The organism is Streptomyces sp. RKAG337 (assembly GCF_023701715.1).
In the GTDB taxonomy this organism is placed as follows: Bacteria; Actinomycetota; Actinomycetes; order Streptomycetales; family Streptomycetaceae; genus Actinacidiphila.
Genome location: NZ_JAJOZA010000001.1, coordinates 848,788 through 866,084 on the forward strand (window position 1 = coordinate 848,788; position 17,297 = coordinate 866,084).

At 71.5% G+C, this 17,297-nt stretch carries 13 protein-coding genes; 8 read left to right on the plus strand and 5 right to left on the minus strand.

What is annotated here, in order from left to right; translation table 11 throughout:
- The first annotated feature begins 1,508 nt into the window (after positions 1-1,508).
- The 8 genes from LNW73_RS03620 (at position 1,509) to LNW73_RS03655 (ending at position 11,614) form a co-directional block, all read left to right on the plus strand.
- Positions 1,509-3,020 (plus strand): aldehyde dehydrogenase family protein, encoded by a 1,512-nt coding sequence (locus LNW73_RS03620; protein WP_250988864.1) that lies wholly within the window; start codon positions 1,509-1,511, stop codon positions 3,018-3,020.
- Positions 3,021-3,052: 32 nt separating this feature from the next.
- Positions 3,053-4,729, plus strand: coding sequence for an ABC transporter substrate-binding protein (locus tag LNW73_RS03625; protein WP_250988865.1), 1,677 nt, complete (start codon positions 3,053-3,055; stop codon positions 4,727-4,729).
- Positions 4,726-5,670, plus strand: a complete 945-nt coding sequence (locus LNW73_RS03630; protein WP_250988866.1) for an ABC transporter permease — start codon at positions 4,726-4,728, stop codon at positions 5,668-5,670. The genes LNW73_RS03625 and LNW73_RS03630 overlap by 4 nt, the downstream gene beginning before the upstream one ends.
- The gene (locus LNW73_RS03635; RefSeq protein WP_250988867.1) at positions 5,655-6,575 is read left to right on the plus strand and encodes an ABC transporter permease; all 921 of its coding nucleotides are present in this window, start codon (positions 5,655-5,657) and stop codon (positions 6,573-6,575) included. Before LNW73_RS03630 ends, LNW73_RS03635 begins: the two co-directional genes overlap by 16 nt.
- On the plus strand, positions 6,572-7,570 hold the full coding sequence (locus tag LNW73_RS03640; protein WP_250988868.1) for an ABC transporter ATP-binding protein: 999 nt from the start codon (positions 6,572-6,574) through the stop codon (positions 7,568-7,570). Before LNW73_RS03635 ends, LNW73_RS03640 begins: the two co-directional genes overlap by 4 nt.
- The gene (locus LNW73_RS03645; protein ID WP_250988869.1) at positions 7,567-8,442 is read left to right on the plus strand and encodes an ABC transporter ATP-binding protein; all 876 of its coding nucleotides are present in this window, start codon (positions 7,567-7,569) and stop codon (positions 8,440-8,442) included. Before LNW73_RS03640 ends, LNW73_RS03645 begins: the two co-directional genes overlap by 4 nt.
- Before the next feature lie 251 nt (positions 8,443-8,693).
- A complete protein-coding gene (locus LNW73_RS03650; RefSeq protein ID WP_250988870.1) occupies positions 8,694-10,268 on the plus strand; it encodes a phytoene desaturase family protein in 1,575 nt (524 codons plus the stop codon).
- 110 nt (positions 10,269-10,378) lie between these two features.
- On the plus strand, positions 10,379-11,614 hold the full coding sequence (locus LNW73_RS03655) for a metal-dependent hydrolase family protein (RefSeq protein WP_250988871.1): 1,236 nt from the start codon (positions 10,379-10,381) through the stop codon (positions 11,612-11,614).
- Positions 11,615-11,693: 79 nt separating this feature from the next.
- Here the strand turns inward: LNW73_RS03655 and LNW73_RS03660 are convergent, their stop codons facing one another.
- From LNW73_RS03660 to solA, 5 genes are all read right to left on the minus strand, one after another.
- The gene (locus tag LNW73_RS03660; protein WP_250988872.1) at positions 11,694-12,686 is read right to left on the minus strand and encodes a DMT family transporter; all 993 of its coding nucleotides are present in this window, start codon (positions 12,684-12,686) and stop codon (positions 11,694-11,696) included.
- A 202-nt stretch (positions 12,687-12,888) separates the two neighbouring features.
- Positions 12,889-13,527 (minus strand): TetR/AcrR family transcriptional regulator, encoded by a 639-nt coding sequence (locus LNW73_RS03665; RefSeq protein WP_250988873.1) that lies wholly within the window; start codon positions 13,525-13,527, stop codon positions 12,889-12,891.
- Positions 13,528-13,603: 76 nt separating this feature from the next.
- The gene (locus LNW73_RS03670; protein ID WP_250988874.1) at positions 13,604-14,731 is read right to left on the minus strand and encodes an FAD-dependent oxidoreductase; all 1,128 of its coding nucleotides are present in this window, start codon (positions 14,729-14,731) and stop codon (positions 13,604-13,606) included.
- Positions 14,715-15,989 (minus strand): Glu/Leu/Phe/Val dehydrogenase dimerization domain-containing protein, encoded by a 1,275-nt coding sequence (locus LNW73_RS03675; RefSeq protein WP_250988875.1) that lies wholly within the window; start codon positions 15,987-15,989, stop codon positions 14,715-14,717. Before LNW73_RS03675 ends, LNW73_RS03670 begins: the two co-directional genes overlap by 17 nt.
- Positions 15,990-16,112: 123 nt before the next feature.
- Positions 16,113-17,294, minus strand: coding sequence for an N-methyl-L-tryptophan oxidase (gene solA, locus LNW73_RS03680; protein WP_250988876.1), 1,182 nt, complete (start codon positions 17,292-17,294; stop codon positions 16,113-16,115).
- Positions 17,295-17,297: the final 3 nt, after the last annotated feature.

Consider the following 17,297-nt stretch of genomic DNA (forward strand, 5'->3'; position numbering starts at 1 on the left):
GGGTCGGGATGGGGAGGGAGCGCTGTTCGGGTGACCCGCCCGGCCGGCCGGGTCAACCGAGGACGGCGGCTCGCATGGTGAGGCTCATTTCTCTTCCAGTCGTTCGGAAGTGACGGGAGTGAATCGCGGCCTGCTGAGAGGGTCCGGGAGGGCGGCCGGGGCCCGAGCAACCGGGGGAACCGCTTCGGGGAACGGCCGCCACTCCATCGACACCGGCCCGGGGACGCAGTGGGGGGAGTCCGCACAGGCTGTGGCGATCTCCCACCGCGGGGGGTGGGAGCGATCCCGCACATCGTAGGAGTCGCCTTCCGCTCCGCCAAGGCAGTGTGTGCCGAAGTGGCGTCCTCCCCTCTCCTCTTCGCTACTGAGCGCGACACCCGGCCGGCTCCCAGGTCCGCCACCCCGGTGACGCGCACGGCCTGCCGGCCATCGGAAGACGGCGATTCGCACCGGTCCGCCGCCGTGGCCGGCGAGCGACCCGGCCGCATCACAGAGCCGTGGCCTGTAGGAACGTCGCCTGTCACCGCCCCGGATGGCGAGGGTCCGCGCTGTGCCGACGCGACCGTTCGTGGCGCCGCGCTGTCGCGTCACAGCCCGTGACGACCCCGATCGAGCCCGTTGAAGCCCGCTCGGAAGTGTGCACGCCGGATGCTCGCATCGGGGGTGCGGGCAACCGTGGTGGTGCTCAACGCCGGCTGTGCCGGTCGGCATTTGACGATCGCTCACTTCACCGAACGGTCCTCGCTCCCGGGACGGAACGGCGTCGGATGCTCTGCAGTGATCCACACCTTGACCTTCTCGAGGATCGCCGCACGATTGGCCGGGGTGCGTATGTCGAGCATGTACTCTCCCGGCCGGCCGGGGTCCTCCCGAGTCGGCGAACAGGGGCAGCGTGCATGCCATGGCCACGAGGGTGACCAGCGAAAGGCATCTGCGCAGAATGGGATTGGCGTGGTCGACGGACATACGCGATCTCCGGGAGATCGTGAGTGAGTCCCCGCCTCGGAATACCCGTCAAGGATCCTGGCGGCTCGGGCCGGGCTTCGGACAGGAACACCCGCTACCGGCTGGGCACACCTCTTCAGCTCGGAGGGGCTGAGCCTCTGGCTCGCCGCTGAAGTCAAGGGCCGTGACGGCGACGAGTCAATGATCGCGATTGATGTACGCGTGCGCGGTGCGCTGCCGCCACCCCGTGGCAGGTTTTAGGGTGATTCCCTAGGGTTTACGTCGGCGCAGGGGCGTAGAACTGACGGTGGAAGGGCCTGAGGGTCGCCCGCGCCGTTCGGATGGAACCGCCCGGCGCGTCACTGCCGACCACCTCGACCGCCGGTCGGCACCCGCCACGCGGCGCCCTCAGATGCTGATTCCAGAGTCAGTAATTGGCCTCTCTCTATTGACTCTCGAATCAGTAGCGGCCTACCGTTCGAAACCAGCCAGGCGCATGCCGTCCTTTCGGTCCCCGCGCGCGGTTGCCCACCGAACCCCAGTCGCCTTTGAGGAGCACGACCATGGGTCATCCGGTCACCCACCACATCAGAAGCCGCCTCGACACCGAGCGCCGGCACTTCTGGATCGGCGGTGCGTGGCAGCCCCCCGCCTGCGGGCCCGGCGGGCCGCACACGGTGGTGGCCGACCCGACCGGCCGCGAGGCGGTGGGCCGCGTACCGCAGGGTACGCCGGAGGACGTGTCCGCGGCGGTGGCCGCCGCCCGTGCGGCGTTCCCGGCGTGGTCCGCGGCGGACGCCGGTACCCGGCGGGAGCTGCTCGCAGCGGTGGCCAGGGGGATTCTGGACCGCGAGGCGGAGTTCGCCGCGGTGATCAGCGCCGAGATGGGTGCTCCGGTCGACAACGCCCTGCACGTGCAGACGCGTCTGGCGGCCGAGGTGTTCCGTTCCTACGCCGACCTCCTCGCCGACCACGCGTGGGAACAGCGCATCGGAACGTCCCAGATCGTCCAGGAGCCGGTGGGCGTCGTCGCCGCCATCACCCCGTGGAACTATCCGCTCTACCTCATCGCGGCCAAGGTCGCCGCGGCGCTGGCCGCCGGTTGCACGGTCGTCCTCAAGCCGAGCTGCGACGCTCCGCTGAACGCCTTTCTGCTCGCCGGGATCTTCGCCGAGGTCTGTCCCGCGCTCGGTGTTCCCGGCGGGGTGTTCAACCTCGTCACCGGGTCCGGGGCGGTGGTGGGAGCGGCGCTCTCCTCCCACTCCGACGTCGACGCGGTGTCGTTCACCGGGTCCACCGGGGCGGGCCGTTCGGTCGCCGCTTCCGCGGCGGGCACCGTCAAGCGCGTCGGTCTGGAGCTCGGCGGGAAGTCCGCCCGGGTGATCCTCGTCGACGAACCGGACGGCACGACGGTCCAGGACCTCGAGGGCGCGGTACGGATGGCGCTCTCCGACGCCTTCTACAACTCGGGGCAGACCTGCACCGCCTGCAGCCGCGTGCTGGTTCCCGACGCGGTGTACGACCGGGCGGTCGCCCTCGCCGCCGAGGAGGCCGGGCGCTGGGAACTCGGCGACCCGGCTGTCGCCGGTGACCATCTCGGCCCGGTCGCCACCCCCCGGCAGTACGCCGGTGTACTGGCCCACATCGAGCAGGGGGTGGCGGAAGGGGCCCGCCTGGTGATCGGCGGAAAGGCGCCGCCGGACCGTACGCCCGCCGGCCTGGGCGCGGGCCACTGGATCCTCCCCACGGTCTTCGCCGACGTCACCAACGACATGGTGATCGCCCGTGAGGAGATCTTCGGCCCGGTGGTGTGCTTCCTGCGCTACCGGGACGAACAGGAGGCCGTCCGGATCGCCAACGACTCGATCTACGGACTCGCGGGAGCCGTGTGGTGCACGGACCGGCTCCGCGCGGAGCGGTTCGCCCGGCAGATCCGGGCCGGACTGGTGACCGTGAATTCCGGGCAGTTCAACGTGCTCGCCCCCACCGGCGGCTACAAGCAGTCCGGGATCGGCCGCGAACTGGGTACGGCGGGCCTGCACGAATTCACGGAGACGAAGACCATCCAATGGTGACGGAATCGGCTCGGTTCCACGAGAGGACACCCATGGCCGGACCACACGACGAACCGACCCGGCGGCTGGTCCTGGCCGCCGGAGCCGCAGGAGCCGCCACCGTACTGCTGAGCGGCTGCGGCGGCGATCCGCCCCCGCCCGCCTCCGCGAGGATCCCGGCCGACGTGCGGCGGTGGGCCCCGGGGCCGGGCGATCCGGCCGGAGCGCGGCGCGGCGGCAAGGTGATCACGGCCTGGTCGGACGAGGCGCAGTCCTACGATCCGGCGGTCGGCTGGGACCTGCACAGCTGGGAGGCCATCTCGACGGTGCTGTACGCCCCGCTCTACCAGTTCGCCGGCCAGTACGACGGCCCCGCCCCGCACGCCGCGGCCGGACCGCCGGAGGTGTCCGCCGACGGCAGGGTGTACACCATCCCGCTGCGAGCGGACGTGCGCTTCCACAACGGCCGTCCGGTGGTCGCCGCGGACTACATCTACACCTGGACGCGGCTGATGGACCCCGAGCTCGCCTCCTGGGCGTCGAGCTACCTCTTCGGGATCGAGGGCGCCGAGGCGGTCAACGGCAAGAAGGCCCAGCAGATCCGCGGGCTCAGCGCCCCGGACCCCCACACCCTGCGGGTCCAGCTCACCGAGCCCGACGTGCTCTTTCCCGCGCTGCTGTGCATGCCGTACACCGCCGCCCTCCCGGGTGAGGAGGTCCGCCGCCTCGGCGCCGAGTTCGGCCGCACCCCGGTCGGCAGCGGCCCGATGCGCATCACCCGCTACGACAGCAAGGCCCGGCGAGCGGTCTTCGAGCCCTTCGACCGGTACTTCTGGCCCGGCACCCCGATCATCGACACCCTGGAGTACCGGTGGGGCATCGGCTACCCCCTGCAGACGCTGCAGATCATCGGGGGCAGGGTCGACGTGCTCGGAGAGGGGCTGGTGGCCAGCCAGGCGGCCAGATTCACCGCCGACGCGACCATGCGCGAGCGTTTCGTGCAACCCGTCCCGGTCAACGGAACGCAGTGGCTCTCGGTCAACCTCAAGCGCAGGGAACTGCGCGACCCGCGCGTCCGGCAGGCCCTGAACTGGGCGGTCGACAGGGAGCAGCTCATGCGGCTCACCTTCGGCCTGTCGGACCCGTGGGGCTCGCCCTTCCCGAAGAAGCTGGACCGCTACCGGCGCACGGCGAAGCCGTACACCCACGATCCGGAACGGGCCCGCGCCCTGCTCCGGCAGGCGGGGATCGGCAAGCTCCGGCTGAATTTCCTGCACGGCACCCAGGATCCCTGGCCGCTGCTCGGGCAGGTCCTCCAGCAGCAGTTCGAGGCGGTGGGCGTGGAGATCGGCCTGAACGCCATGAGCCAGCCCGCCTTCGAGCTGGCCACCTCCAAGGGTGAGGGCGATCTCTACGGTTCGCACCTGTACATCACCCTGAACAGCGCCCTCGAACTCGTCTCCTCCAACTTCACCTCGGACGCCGCCTACAACTACGGCGGGTACGCGAACCCCCGCGTGGACGCGCTCACCGTCAAAGCGCGGAAGGCGCGCTCCGTGGAGGCCGCCAACTCGCTCCTCGCCGAGGTCGAGGACGAACTCGTCCGCGACGCGTCCGGAGTCTTCGTCGGGAGCATGAACTTCCTCGCCGCACGCGCGCCGGAGATCCGCAATTACCAGATGCGCGGTGAGACCGGCACCTACTACGACCGGCTGTGGGTGAAACGATGAGCACTCTTCCGATCCGCACGCAGCCGCCCGCCCGCACCGGGGCACTCCCTCCCGGACACGGCGGCGCTCCAGGGGCCACGTCCGCCGCGCCCCGCACCACCCGGGTGAAGGGGAGCCGGCTGTGGCTCACCGGCCTGTGCCTGCTCGGTGCGCTGTGCCTGCTGGCACTGCTCGCCCCGCTGGCCGGATCGCCCTACACGATCCACACCGACAGCCTCACCGCCAACGGCCTGCCCAGCGGCCTCGGTGCGCCCGGTCACCCACTGGGCACCGACGCGATCGGCCGCGACATGCTCGCCCGGACGCTGTACGGGCTGCGGGCCACTTTGACGATCGCCCTGATCGCCAACATCACCTCCGTCGGCCTGGGCGCCCTGGTCGGACTCGTCGCCGGCTTCTACCGGGGGTGGATCGAGCAGGGCCTGATGCGCCTCGTCGACGTCTTCCTGTCCATTCCCACCGTGCTGTCCGGCCTGGCGCTGGCGAGCATCGTCGGTCGCGGCACCACCGGCATCATCATCGTCGTCACCGCCCTGTACTGGGCCTGGACCGCGCGACTGGTCCACGGCGAGACGGTGCGGCTGCGCAGCCGCGGGTACGTCGAGGCAGCTCTCGCCCACGGGGTGAGCCGGCACACCACACTGCGCCGCCACGTGCTGCCGCACCTGTCCACCATCCTGCTCAACGTCGCGGCACTCAACGGGGCGGCCGTCGTGGTCGTCGGAGCGGGACTGTCGTACCTGGGTGCCGGCATCCAGCCGCCGACCCCGGAGCTCGGCAACATGCTCGCCGACGGCTCCGACAGCATGACCTACGCCCCGCACACCCTGTTCGTCCCCCTCGTCCTCGTCATCGCGACGGTCCTGACGTTCGTTCTGATCGCCGAGGGGCTCAACCGCCGCAACCCACTCTCGGAGCGACGCTCATGGCTCGACGCATAGGCATACGCATCCTGCTGGGCCTGCTCACCGTCACGGCGGTGGTCCTGCTCACCTTCGTCCTGCAGTACGTCGTCCCCGGCGACCCCGCCCGCAGCATCGCCGGGCCGAAGGCCAGCCCGGAGGTCCTCGCCGAGATCCGCGACCGGCTCCGCCTCGACACCCCGCTCTGGTCCCAACTCGGCCACTACCTCAGTTCGGTGGCCACCGGCGACCTGGGCACCTCCTACTCCAACAAGCGGCCGGTCCTCTCCCTGATCCTCGAACGGCTCCCCGCCACCGCGGTCCTCGCCGCCGCCGCGCTCCTGGTCGAGCTCGTCCTGGGCGGCCTGTGGGGACTGTGGGAGGCCCTGCGGCCCCGGCGCAGCTGGCTGCTGGTGACCGTCAACGTCGGCCTGCTGTCGATGCCGGTGTTCTCGCTGGGCTTCCTGCTGCTGCTCCTCTTCGGTTACCAGGTGCCGATCTTCCCGATCGACGGCGGCACCGGCGTGCCACAGATCGTGCTCCCGGCGCTGACGCTCGGAATCCTGGGCGCCCCCTACTACGCGAACGTCGTCCGCGACAGCACCCGCGAGGCCCTCTCCTCCGCCTATGTCCGCACGGCCGTGGCCAAGGGACTCAGCCGCCGGCGCATCGTCGTCCGCCATGTGCTGCGCAACACCGCGTCGCCGGTGCTGACCCTGCTCGGCATGGATGTGGCGGTCTTCCTCTCCGGTGTCGTCTTCGTCGAGACGATCTTCGGCTGGCCCGGCATCGGCCAGATGCAGACCGAGGCGTTCGCCGCCCTCGACCGTCCGCTGCTCACCGGCACGGTGATCGTCGCCGCGACTCTGGTCGTGACGGCGAACCTGCTGGTCGACCTCATCAGGACCGCCATCGATCCCCGCGCCGCATCGGAGACGCCATGACCACCACCTCGGAGGCAACCGCCGTCCGCAGTCTCGGCAGCGAGGTCACGATCGACGGCCTCAGCGTCGCCTACGGGGACTTCCACGCCCTGCGGGACGTCTCGCTCCAGGTGCCGGCCGGTACCACCACCGCCCTGGTCGGCGAGTCCGGGTCCGGCAAGTCCACGCTGGCCCTGGCCGCAGGGCGCATCCTGCCGGCGGGCGCGCGGATCACCGGGGGTTCCGTCCGGGTCGGGGACGTCGAGCTGACGGCCCTCGGCGGCAAGGCCCTGCGCGAGGCGAGGGGCCGCACCGCGGCCTATCTGGCCCAGGACGCCTCCGCAGCCCTCAACCCCGTGATGCGCGTGGGCCGGCAGATCGCGGAGGTCCACCAGGTCCGCAACGGGGCGGGGCGCGCCGAAGCCGCTGTGCTGGCCCGCCGGGGCCTGGAGGACGTCGGTATCCCCGACCCCGACCGGGTGGCCCGGCTCTACCCCCACGCGCTCTCCGGGGGCATGCGCCAGCGCGTGATCATCGCGATGGCCCTCGCCTTCCACCCGCAACTGCTGATCGCCGACGAGCCGACGACCGCGCTGGACGTGACGGTGCAGGCCGAGATCCTCGGTCTGGTGAGCCGACTCCAGCAGGAGTACGGACTCACGGTCCTGTGGATCACCCACGACATGTCGGTCGTCGCGGAGATCGCCGACCACGTCGCCGTGCTCTACGGCGGCCGGCTGGTCGAGCACACCGATGTGCTCACCCTCTTCGAGGGCGCCCGCCACCCGTACACCGAGGCGTTGCTCCAGTGTTTCCGCAGCGGTCGCGATGCCGGGCCGAAGGAGCCCTTCACCACGATCTCGGGCAGTCCGCCGGTCGGCGGCGCTCCGCCGGGCTGCCCCTTCCACACCCGCTGCCCGCTGGCCGACAGCCGCTGCGGCACCGACCTCCCCGAGCCGCGCCGACTGGCCGCGGACCATGTCGCCGCCTGCCACCGGCTGGAGGTCGTCCGATGACGGGAACCGAACCGCTGGAGGGAGCCGCACCGGCGGTGGGCGCGCCTTTGCTGGAGGCGACGGGCATCACCAAACGGTACGGCCAGTACACCGCCCTCGACGCGGTGGACCTGCGGATCGAGGCGGGCCGCACGGTGAGCGTCGTGGGGGAATCAGGCTCGGGGAAATCCACGCTGGCGCGGGTCATCATCGGCCTGGAACGCCCGGACAGCGGCTCCGTGCGCTTCCGCGGCGAGCCGGTCCGGGGCCGCCGGGCCCGGCGCGCGTTCCGCCACAGCGTCGGGATGGTCTTCCAGGACCCCTACGAGTCGATCGATCCCCGGCTGACGATCGGTGAGGTCGTCGCGGAGCCGCTGCGCGCCCACGGGCTCTACCGGCGGGACGGCGCCGCGCGGGTGCGCGAACTGCTGGACTCCGTCGGCATGGAGGGAGTCGATCCCGACGCCTACCCGCACCGGTTCTCCGGCGGCCAGCGGCAGCGCGTCTGCATCGCACGCGCCGTGGCCACCGACCCGGAACTGGTCATCTGCGACGAGCCCACCTCCGCGCTCGACGTGTCCGTCCAGGCACAGATCCTCAACCTGCTGCTGGACCTGCAACGGCGGCGCGGGCTGTCGTACCTGTTCATCACACACGACCTCGAGGTGGTCCGCCGGATCAGCGACGAGGTCGACGTGCTGCTGCGCGGCACCGTCGTGGAACGGGGCACCGCGGAACAGGTCACCAGCCGTCCCCAGCACGAGTACACCCGGCGCCTGCTGGGCGCGGTGCCGGCCATCTCGCCCCGGCAGCGGCGCATCGGGGCGCCCCTGCTCTCCGACGCCCCGGCCGAACCGGAGAGCAGGGAGAGCACGGAGCACACCTCGGCGTGACGCGCGGCGGGTACCAAAGGCGCACCACGAGGAAGGAATCCACTGTTCTTGACTGCTGAGTCAGTCAATATCATGTGACATCTTCTCATCCAACGAAGATATTCACGCTCAACAACCGAGCGCTTCGATGGCCTTTGAACTGGCATTATCGAGCACTCGCGCATTCATCGCGACAAACTCCATCCTGCTCCACGAGTCAGGATGGAGAAGAATCCATTGCAGTATGCGAAGGGAACGTGTTACCAAGAGTCATGCCAGTACAAGCCGAAGTCTCCAGAGACGTCTACGACGTCGTCATCGTCGGTGGTGGTCACAACGGGCTCGTCGCCGCCACCTACCTCGCACGGGCCGGACGCTCCGTACTCGTCCTGGAACGCCTTGACGTCACGGGCGGCGCAGCCGTCTCGACCCGGGCGTTTCCCGGTGTGGACGCGCGCCTGTCCCGCTACTCCTACCTCGTCTCGCTCCTGCCGTCGAAGATCGTCGACGACCTCGGGCTGAATTTCGCCGTGCGGAAGCGTTCGGTCTCCTCGTACACCCCCACGGTGCGCGACGGCCGGGCCACCGGACTGTTCGTCGGCGGAGGCAGGGAACGCACGCGCGCCTCCTTCCGCGCCCTCACGGGATCCGACGCCGACTACGCGGCGTGGGAGGACTTCTACGCGACGACCAGGAACGTCGCCGGCAGCATCTTCCCCACCCTCACCGAGCCGCTGCCCACCCGTGCCGCGCTGCGCGCCCGGATCGGTGACGACGCCACCTGGAACATGCTCTTCGAACAGCCGCTGGGCGTGACGATCGAGGAGCGCTTCCGCGACGACCTGGTGCGCGGTGTGGTGCTGACGGACGCCCTCATCGGCACGTTCAGCACCGCGCACGACGAGTCGCTCGCGCAGAACATCTGCTTCCTCTACCACGTCATCGGCGGAGGCACGGGAGACTGGGACGTCCCGATCGGCGGCATGGGGGCGTTCACCGACGCGTTGGCCCTGGCCGCCCGCGCCGCCGGGGCCGAGATCGTCACCGGCCACGAGGCACTGCGCATCGAGCCCGGCGAACCGCACTCCGTGGTCGCCTACCGGACCGAGGCCGGCGAGGGCAGCGTCGCGGCCCGCAAGGTCCTGGTGAACGCCTCCCCCGAGGTCCTCGCCGAACTCATCGGCGACGAGCCGGCCGGCGAACGGGCCGAGGGCGCCCAGCTCAAGGTGAACATGCTGCTGCGCCGGCTGCCGCGGCTGCGCGACACCTCCATCGACCCGCGCGAGGCGTTCTCCGGCACCTTCCACATCGCTGAGGGCTACGGTCAGCTGGAGACGGCCTACCGGGAGGCCGCCGGGGGCGCGCTGCCGTCCGCGCCGCCCTCGGAGATCTACTGTCACTCGCTCACCGACCCGACCATCCTCGCCCCGGAACTGGTCGAGCGCGGCTACCAGACGCTGACGATGTTCGCGCTCCACACCCCTGCGCGGCTGTTCGCCGAGGGCAACGACGCGAAGCGCGAGGCCCTGCTCAAGGCGGCGCTCGCGGAACTCGACGCGGTGCTGGACGAGCCGATCGCCGACTGCCTGGCGCTCGACGGTGACGGCCGGCCGTGTGTCGAGGCCAAGACCCCGCTGGACCTGGAGCGCGAGTTGCGGCTGCCCCGGGGGAACATCTTCCACCGGTCGCTGGCCTTTCCGTTCATCGACGAGTCCAGGAGCACCGGCCGCTGGGGAGTCGAGACCGCGCACCAGAACGTGCTGCTCTGCGGCGCCGGCGCGGTGCGGGGCGGCGGGGTGAGCGGGATCCCCGGCCACAACGCGGCCATGGCCGTGCTGGAACAGTGAACCGCCGCGGGTCCGTGGCGACTTGAGGAAGCCCGGCCGGGGCGGCCCGGACCGTGCCCCGCGCGGCCCGGACCGTCCCGGCCGCGAGACCGACCCGTCGAGGAGGACTGATGGCCCTCGCACTGCGATGCGCCCGCATGTTCGATGTCGAAGCAGGTGAGGTGCTCACCGACCGGATCGTCCTGGTGGAAGGGGAGCGGATCACCGCGGTGCGGCCCGCCGCGGCGGGGTTTCCCGAAGGAGTGGAGGTCATCGATCTGGGGGATGCCACGCTCAGCCCCGGCCTGGTCGATCTGCACACCCACCTGATCGGCATCGCCGCCTGCGGCGATCCCGCGCAGGAGATCAAGCAGAGTGCCGCGCAGCAGGCGTTCGAGTCGATCGGCCATGCGCGCGACACCCTGCTGGCCGGCTTCACCACCGTCCGGGACCTCGGCACCTACCGGGCGTTCATCGACACCGCCCTGCGCGACGCCATCGACAACGGCACCGTCATCGGACCCCGCATGGCGGTCGCCGGCGCCTATGTCACCGCCTCCACGGGCGGCGGAATGATCACTGGACTCGCGCACGACGTCCAACTGCCCAGGGAGTTCCGCTTCGGCTCCGTGCGCGGGGTGGACGACACGCGGGAACGGGTCCGGGAGATCCTGCACGGCGGCGCCGATGTGATCAAGCTGATCGGCACCGGTGCCGTCATGGCCGCGGGCACCGTCCCCGGCGCCCCGGAGCTCACGGAGGCACAGATGCGGGCCGCGGTGGAGGAGGCCTCGTACTACGGTGCATACGTCGCCGTCCACGCGCACGGCACCGAGGGCATCAACAGGGCGGTCCGGGCCGGCGTCCGCTCCATCGAGCACGGCTGCTACCTCGACGACGAGGGCATCGAGCTCATGCTCCGGCACGGCACGTACCTCTCGGCCGACATCTGGTGGAGCGACTGGCTCGCCGAGAACGCGGACGCCGCGGGGTTCGACAAGGAGACCCAGGCCAAGAACGACCACGCCACCGAAGCGCAGCGCGAGGCGTTCACCAAGGCGGTGCGCGCCGGGGTGAAGATCGGCTTCGGTAGCGACGCCGGCGCCTTCCCGCACGGTCTGCAGACCCGTCAGCTCGCCACCCTGTGCGCCTACGGGATGACTCCGCTGGGGGCGCTGCGCGCGGCCACGCTCACCAGCGCGGAGTGCATGGGCTGGGAGGACCGGATCGGCTCGATCGCGCCGGGCAAGTACGCCGACCTCATCGCCGTGCCCGGGACCTCCGGCGACATGGCCGCGTTCACGGACGTCCGCTTCGTCATGAAGGGTGGGCAGGTCGTCAGGAACGAGCTGACGGCAGGGCGCTGAACCCGGTGGGCCGGCCCGCCGCGGAGCGACCGCGGCGGGCCGGCCCATGTCCGCGTGCGCGCCGGTACCTGCCGGGGGCCTACGGCGCGCGGGGTCCGGGCACGTCCGCGTGGCCCACCTGGTCCGGGTGGCCGGGGGCCGCGGATGGCTCGGGAATCGCGAGCGGGTCGGCGAGCGGCGGCGGGACGGCGCGGTCGGCGGAGACCACGAGGTACATCGCCACCAGGATCAGCGCGCCGCCGATGATCGTCCGGCCCGCCAGGGAGGACCCGGTGAGCAGGCTGAAGACGGCCACGAACAGCGGTTCGCAGGCCAGCACGACCGCCGCGCTGGCGGCGCTGACACGGGACTGCGCCCAGGTCTGCACCGCGTACATGCCGAGTGTCGCCAGGAGGGTGGAGTAGGTGAGCCAGCCCCATCCGGCCGGGGTGTCCGGAAGGTCGATCCCGGCAGGTATTGCCCAGCAGGCGGCGATCAGACCGGTGCCGAGGATCTGCAGGGTGGCCAGGCCGTACACCTTGTCGGGCGAGGAGTACTCCGACAGCAGCGACACCTGGATCGAGTACGAGAGCGCGGCGGCCAGGGTCAGCCAGCTGCCAATGCTCAGCGCGACCCCGCTGAAGGAGATCACGGCCAGGCCCGCTGTCGCGGCGACCACGCCGCCCCAGACTCCCCTGGTCACCTTGGTCCTGAACAGGATCCGTGCCACCAGCGGCGTCAGGACCACGAAGAGCGAGACGAGGAATCCGGACTGGGACGCCGGGATGTAGTGCTGGCCCTGGACCTGGAGGAGTGTGCCGGAGCCCAGGAAGAACGCGAGGCCCAGCCCGGCGAGGGTGTGGCGGCGGCCGAGCGAGAGGATCGCGCGGGGCCGTACCGCCACCATGAGGAGTCCGGCGAGCACGAAGCGGACCGCGACCAGGCTCGCCGTGCCCATCTCGGGCAGCAGCCAGACCGTCGCCATGTAGCTCCAGCCCCAGACGGCGGTGGCACAGGTCAGGGCCGCGATGGCGATGCGCCGCCCCGAACCCGCACGGCCGTTGAGCCGCACTGCGCGCTGGGTGGTGGTCACGGTTGCCCCCTCTGCTGAGTCCGACGGCTGTCCGGGCGTCGAAGGGCCGGCTCACGGAAGCGTACGTATTGACTGACACGTCAGTCAATACGCGGCCGCCGGGCCGGCCGGTTCGGTGCCGCGGGGGCAGGCTTCTCCGAGGTCAGGACGGGGCCGGGCCGCGCCTCAGGGCCGGGGTGGGACAGCCGGGGTGGGACGCGTCTCAGGAGGTGACGGGCTGCGGCGGCGCGGCGCGGCGCGCTGCCAGGTCCGCCGGGTCGATGCCGAGCTGCGCGGCGACGTGCTCGCGCACCCAGCGCGCGGCCTCCGCCTTCTGCAGGGCGCCGCGCCGGGCGACGAGCTGGACCGCGAGCCCGTCCAGGAAGAGGGTGATCCGCCAGGCCGCCTCCCTCGGGTCGGCGCAGCGGAACTCGCCGCTGTCCGTTCCCTCCTGGATCAGCTGGACCATGGCGGACTTCCACTCCTCGTCCATGGTGCGCATGACATCGTGGAGTCCCGTGTCCCGCATGCCGGCCGACCAGCCGTCGATCCACAGCCGCCAGCCGGCGGCCTGTCCCGTCGGCGCGTACAGCCGCAGCAGCGCCTTCATGCGCGTCAGCGCGGGTGAGGACCGGGCGACGGTGGCCCGCAGGACTTCCATCTCCCGCTGCGCCGCGTAGGAGAAGGCTTCCTCGACCAGCAGTTCCTTCGTCGCGAAGTGGTAGTGGAGCAGGCCGCTGCTCACGCCGAGCGCTTCCGCGACATCGGCGACGCGCGTCGTCGCGATGCCGCGCTGCTTGATCTGCTCCACCGTCGCGTCGAGGATTTCCTCTCGCCGCAGGACTACTTGTTTGCGAACCACGAGGGACACCTTACCCGTGTTCCTGACCGGCGTGTCAGCAAGCCCAGTGGTCCGCGCGCCGCGAGCGGCCGCCCGGTCAGTGTGTGCCGGACGCGCGCGGGACATGAGCGGTGAGCCGGAAGGGCTCGGGCACCGTCGCGTCCCCGGTGACCAGACCGGTGGCGAGTTCCCCGATGAGCGGAGCGAACTTCGCCCCGTGTCCCGAGCAGGGCGAGCAGACGACGAACGGCCCGGCCCGGTCGAGCAGGAAGTCCTCGCTCGGGGTGAAGGTGAACAGGCAGCTGGTCTCGGTGCGGGGTGTGGGGTCCAGTCCCGGCAGCCACCGCTTCACATAGGCGACGACCCTCGCCCGCGACTCCGCGGTGATCACGCCGTCCCGGCCGGCGGCCGTCGTCTCCCGGCCCGCGTAGTGCTCGCCGACCTTGCGGTCGTCGGCCGGGCCGCCGTCCCGGCCGCCCGCCAGGTGGTAGATCCCGGCGCCCTGCTCATGGAGCACGCTGGGCCACGCGGGCGCCGCCGGGTCCAGCCGCGGGAAGTGGAAGGTGTCCTGCTGGGTGACGGTCAGCGGCGGCAGCTCGACGTGTCCGGCGAGCAGCCCCGCGGTCCAGCCGCCGGCCGCGACGACGACGTGATCGGCGAGGACCGTGTCGCCGTCGGCCAGGTGGACCCGGGCGCCGTCCTTCGTCGCCTCCAGCGCTGCCACGGCGGCCCCGTAACGGACGACCGCGCCCCGCCGCACCGCGGCGCCGGTGAACGCGGTCACCGCCGAGGCGGCGTCGACGGTACCGCCCTGCGCGTGGTGGACGACCGGGCCCTCGAAGCGCATGCCGGGCCAGCGGCGTTCGGCCTCGTCCGGGCGGAGCACCTCGTGTGCCACGCCCGCGGCGGCGAGCTGGGCGGCGACCGACCCGGCGTACTGGCGCGTCCCGAAGTCCACGCTGCCCAGCATCCGCAGCAGTGAGGTGCCGGAGTCCGACTCCAGCTCGCGCCACAGCTCGAACGACCGCCCGGTCAGCTGCGTGTACAACGGGTCCTCGTAACCGCGCCGCACGATGCGGGAGCTGCCGTGCGAACTGCCCAGGGCGTGGCCGGGGGCGAACTGCTCCAGCAGGAGGACCGACAGGCCGCGGCGGGAGGCGGCCCAGGCGGTGGCGGTGCCCATCAGACCGCCGCCGATCACGACGAGTTCAGCGCGGGTCGCCATGGCGGCCCCCGTCCGTGCGCGCCGCGGCGGGTTCGCCGGGCCGGCCGAACCGGGCCTCGATGTCGCCGATCTTGCGGTCGACCACGCCCAGGGCGGCCTCCCGCGGGGTGCTGCCGTACCGCGCGGCGTCGGTGAGCATGTCGGCGGTCAGCCGGCCCATGGCCTCCCGGACCTTGCGGTGCGCCTGTTCCGCGTCGGCCCCGATGTCGCCGAAGAGCGTCCACCACCACCAGGCGTTGGTCGCCGAGTTGGCCACGAAGTCCGGCAGGACGAGCGTGCCGCGGGCGTGCAGCGCGGCCTCCGCTGCGGGGAGCGTGGGCATGTTGGCGGCCTCGGCGATGATCCGGGCCGTGATCCGCGCCTGCTCGGGCACCCCGATGCAGTAGGAGACGGCCGCCGGGACGAGGATCTCGCAGTCGATGTCGAGCCACGCGTCCCGGTCCGCCTCGGTGTCGCCGGGACGCAGTTGAGAACGGTCGATGCCGCCCAGGCCGTCGCGGGTGCGGAGAAACCGTTCCACGTCCAGGCCGTCCGGATTGACGATCACGCCACGGGCGTCGGCCAGTCCGACCACGCTCACGCCGGCGCGGGCGAGATAGCGGGCGGTGGCGCCGCCCATCGATCCGAATCCCTGGACGACGGCACGTGCCGACGTACGGCTGATGCCGAGGTGGTCGAGTGCGGTGAGCGCTGATTCCGCGACGCCGAGGCCGCCGACGAGTTCGGCGAGCAGGACGCCGTCCACCTCGACGGCGAACGCGTCCGCCAGCCGCGACCGGGCCTCGGCGGCATCGTCCAGCAGCGGGTAGATGGCCTCGATGGAGCTGTCCATGCCGAGTTCGGCGAGCACCTCGTCGATGGTGTCCTGGCGCAGCCCGAGGTCCTCTCCGGTGGTCCAGTGGTGCTTGAGCAGGGACCGGACGGCGTCGAGGAAGCGACTGAGAACGGCGCGGGCCTGCGGATCGTGCGGGCTGCAGTCGATGCCGCCCTTCGCGCCGCCGAGCGGGATGTAGCGGTTGGCCGGGTCGTAGTGGAGTGCCTCCTTGCGGCTCATTCCGGCGGCCAGTCCGCGGACCTCGTCGAGGGTGCACCCCTCGCGCATGCGCAGGCCGCCGCTGGAGACGCCTCTGACCAGCCGGTCGATGACGACGTACCCTTCGCGCCCGGTGACGGGATCGGTCCAGATGACCTGGAGATGGGGCGCTGGGGCTGTGGTGGAGGAGGAAGGGCGGGGGACGCTCAGGGGGCTCGCTGTCATGGCTTCCGTCCAATGCGGGCACGCGTCACCGACGGTGCGTTCTCGGGGGTTTACGGGACGGCCGGTGCCGCCGTCCTGCGGTCGGCGTGGCGGCCGTTCGGGAGCGGGACGGCGGGGCGGCCGTCAGGTCATCCAGTTGACCGGGTGGTCGCGGTCGGTCAGCGCGGGACGGTCGAGCCGGAACGTGGTGTAGGGCCCGGTCGTGGCGAGCGAGGCGTCCTGCACGAGTGCGGAGAGCATCCGGCCGAGGGTCGGCGCGAACTTGAAGGCGTGGGCCGCGCCGAGGCCGACCAGCACCCGTTCCGCGCCCGGCACCGGTCCGAGGACGAAGTCGCGGTCGGGTGTCAGGGTGTACAGGCAGCGCTTGGAACGGATCGCCCGGCCGCTCTGCGGGAACCGCTCGCCCATGAAGCGGGACAGCCGGTCGAGCAGGGCCGGGTCGGTGACCCCGGAGCGCCGGTCAGGGCCGACCTCGGGGCCTCCGCAGTCCTGCCCGGCCTTCACCGTGGCCTCGCCGTAGGTCGGGAAGCCGTAGAAGCAGGGGTCGTCCAGCCAGATCCAGACGGGGAAGACCTCCGGTGCGAAGCGGGAGGGGTCCGCGGGTTCGAAGTAGGTGACCTGCTCCTCCAGCGTCGTGAGGGGAATGTCCCATCCCAGCGGCCGCAGCAGGGTGTTGGCCCACGCGTCGGTGCACAGGACGACCTTCCCGGCGGAGTAGCGCGCCTGCTCCGTGACGACCTCCACCCCGTTCGCGCCGTGCCGGACACCGGTGACGGGGGTGTTGTCGCGCAGCTGGGCGCCGGCCGCGACGGCCAGTTGCTGCATGGCCGCCGTGGACCGCGCCGCGGGGACGATGGAGGTGCGTTCCTGGTACAGCGCCGTCGTGCCGTCGGGGACGGAGAGCTGGGACCAGCGGCCGCGCACCTCGTCCGCGTCCAGGAGCTCGTAGGAGATCCCTTCGGCGGACAGACTGCGCCAGTAGTCGTCCAGCGGCAGTGACGAGTCCGGGGGGCACAGGTCGATGCCGCCGGTTCGCGTGACGAACTGCCGGCCGGCTTCCTGTTCCAGGTGGGCCCAGTCCTCGTACGCGTCCTTGGTCAGCCGTACGTAGTCGGGACGGTGGTAGCTGTGCCGCAGGATGCGTGAGGTGTCGTGGGACGCCCCGCGGTCGTGGCCGAACTCGAACTGCTCCAGTCCGAGCACCCGCTGTCCGGCGGCGGCGAGCCGCCACGCGGTGGCGGAGCCGAGTCCTCCCAGACCGACGACGATGACGTCGAACGTCTCGGTCCCTGTGTTCACGTTCATGGA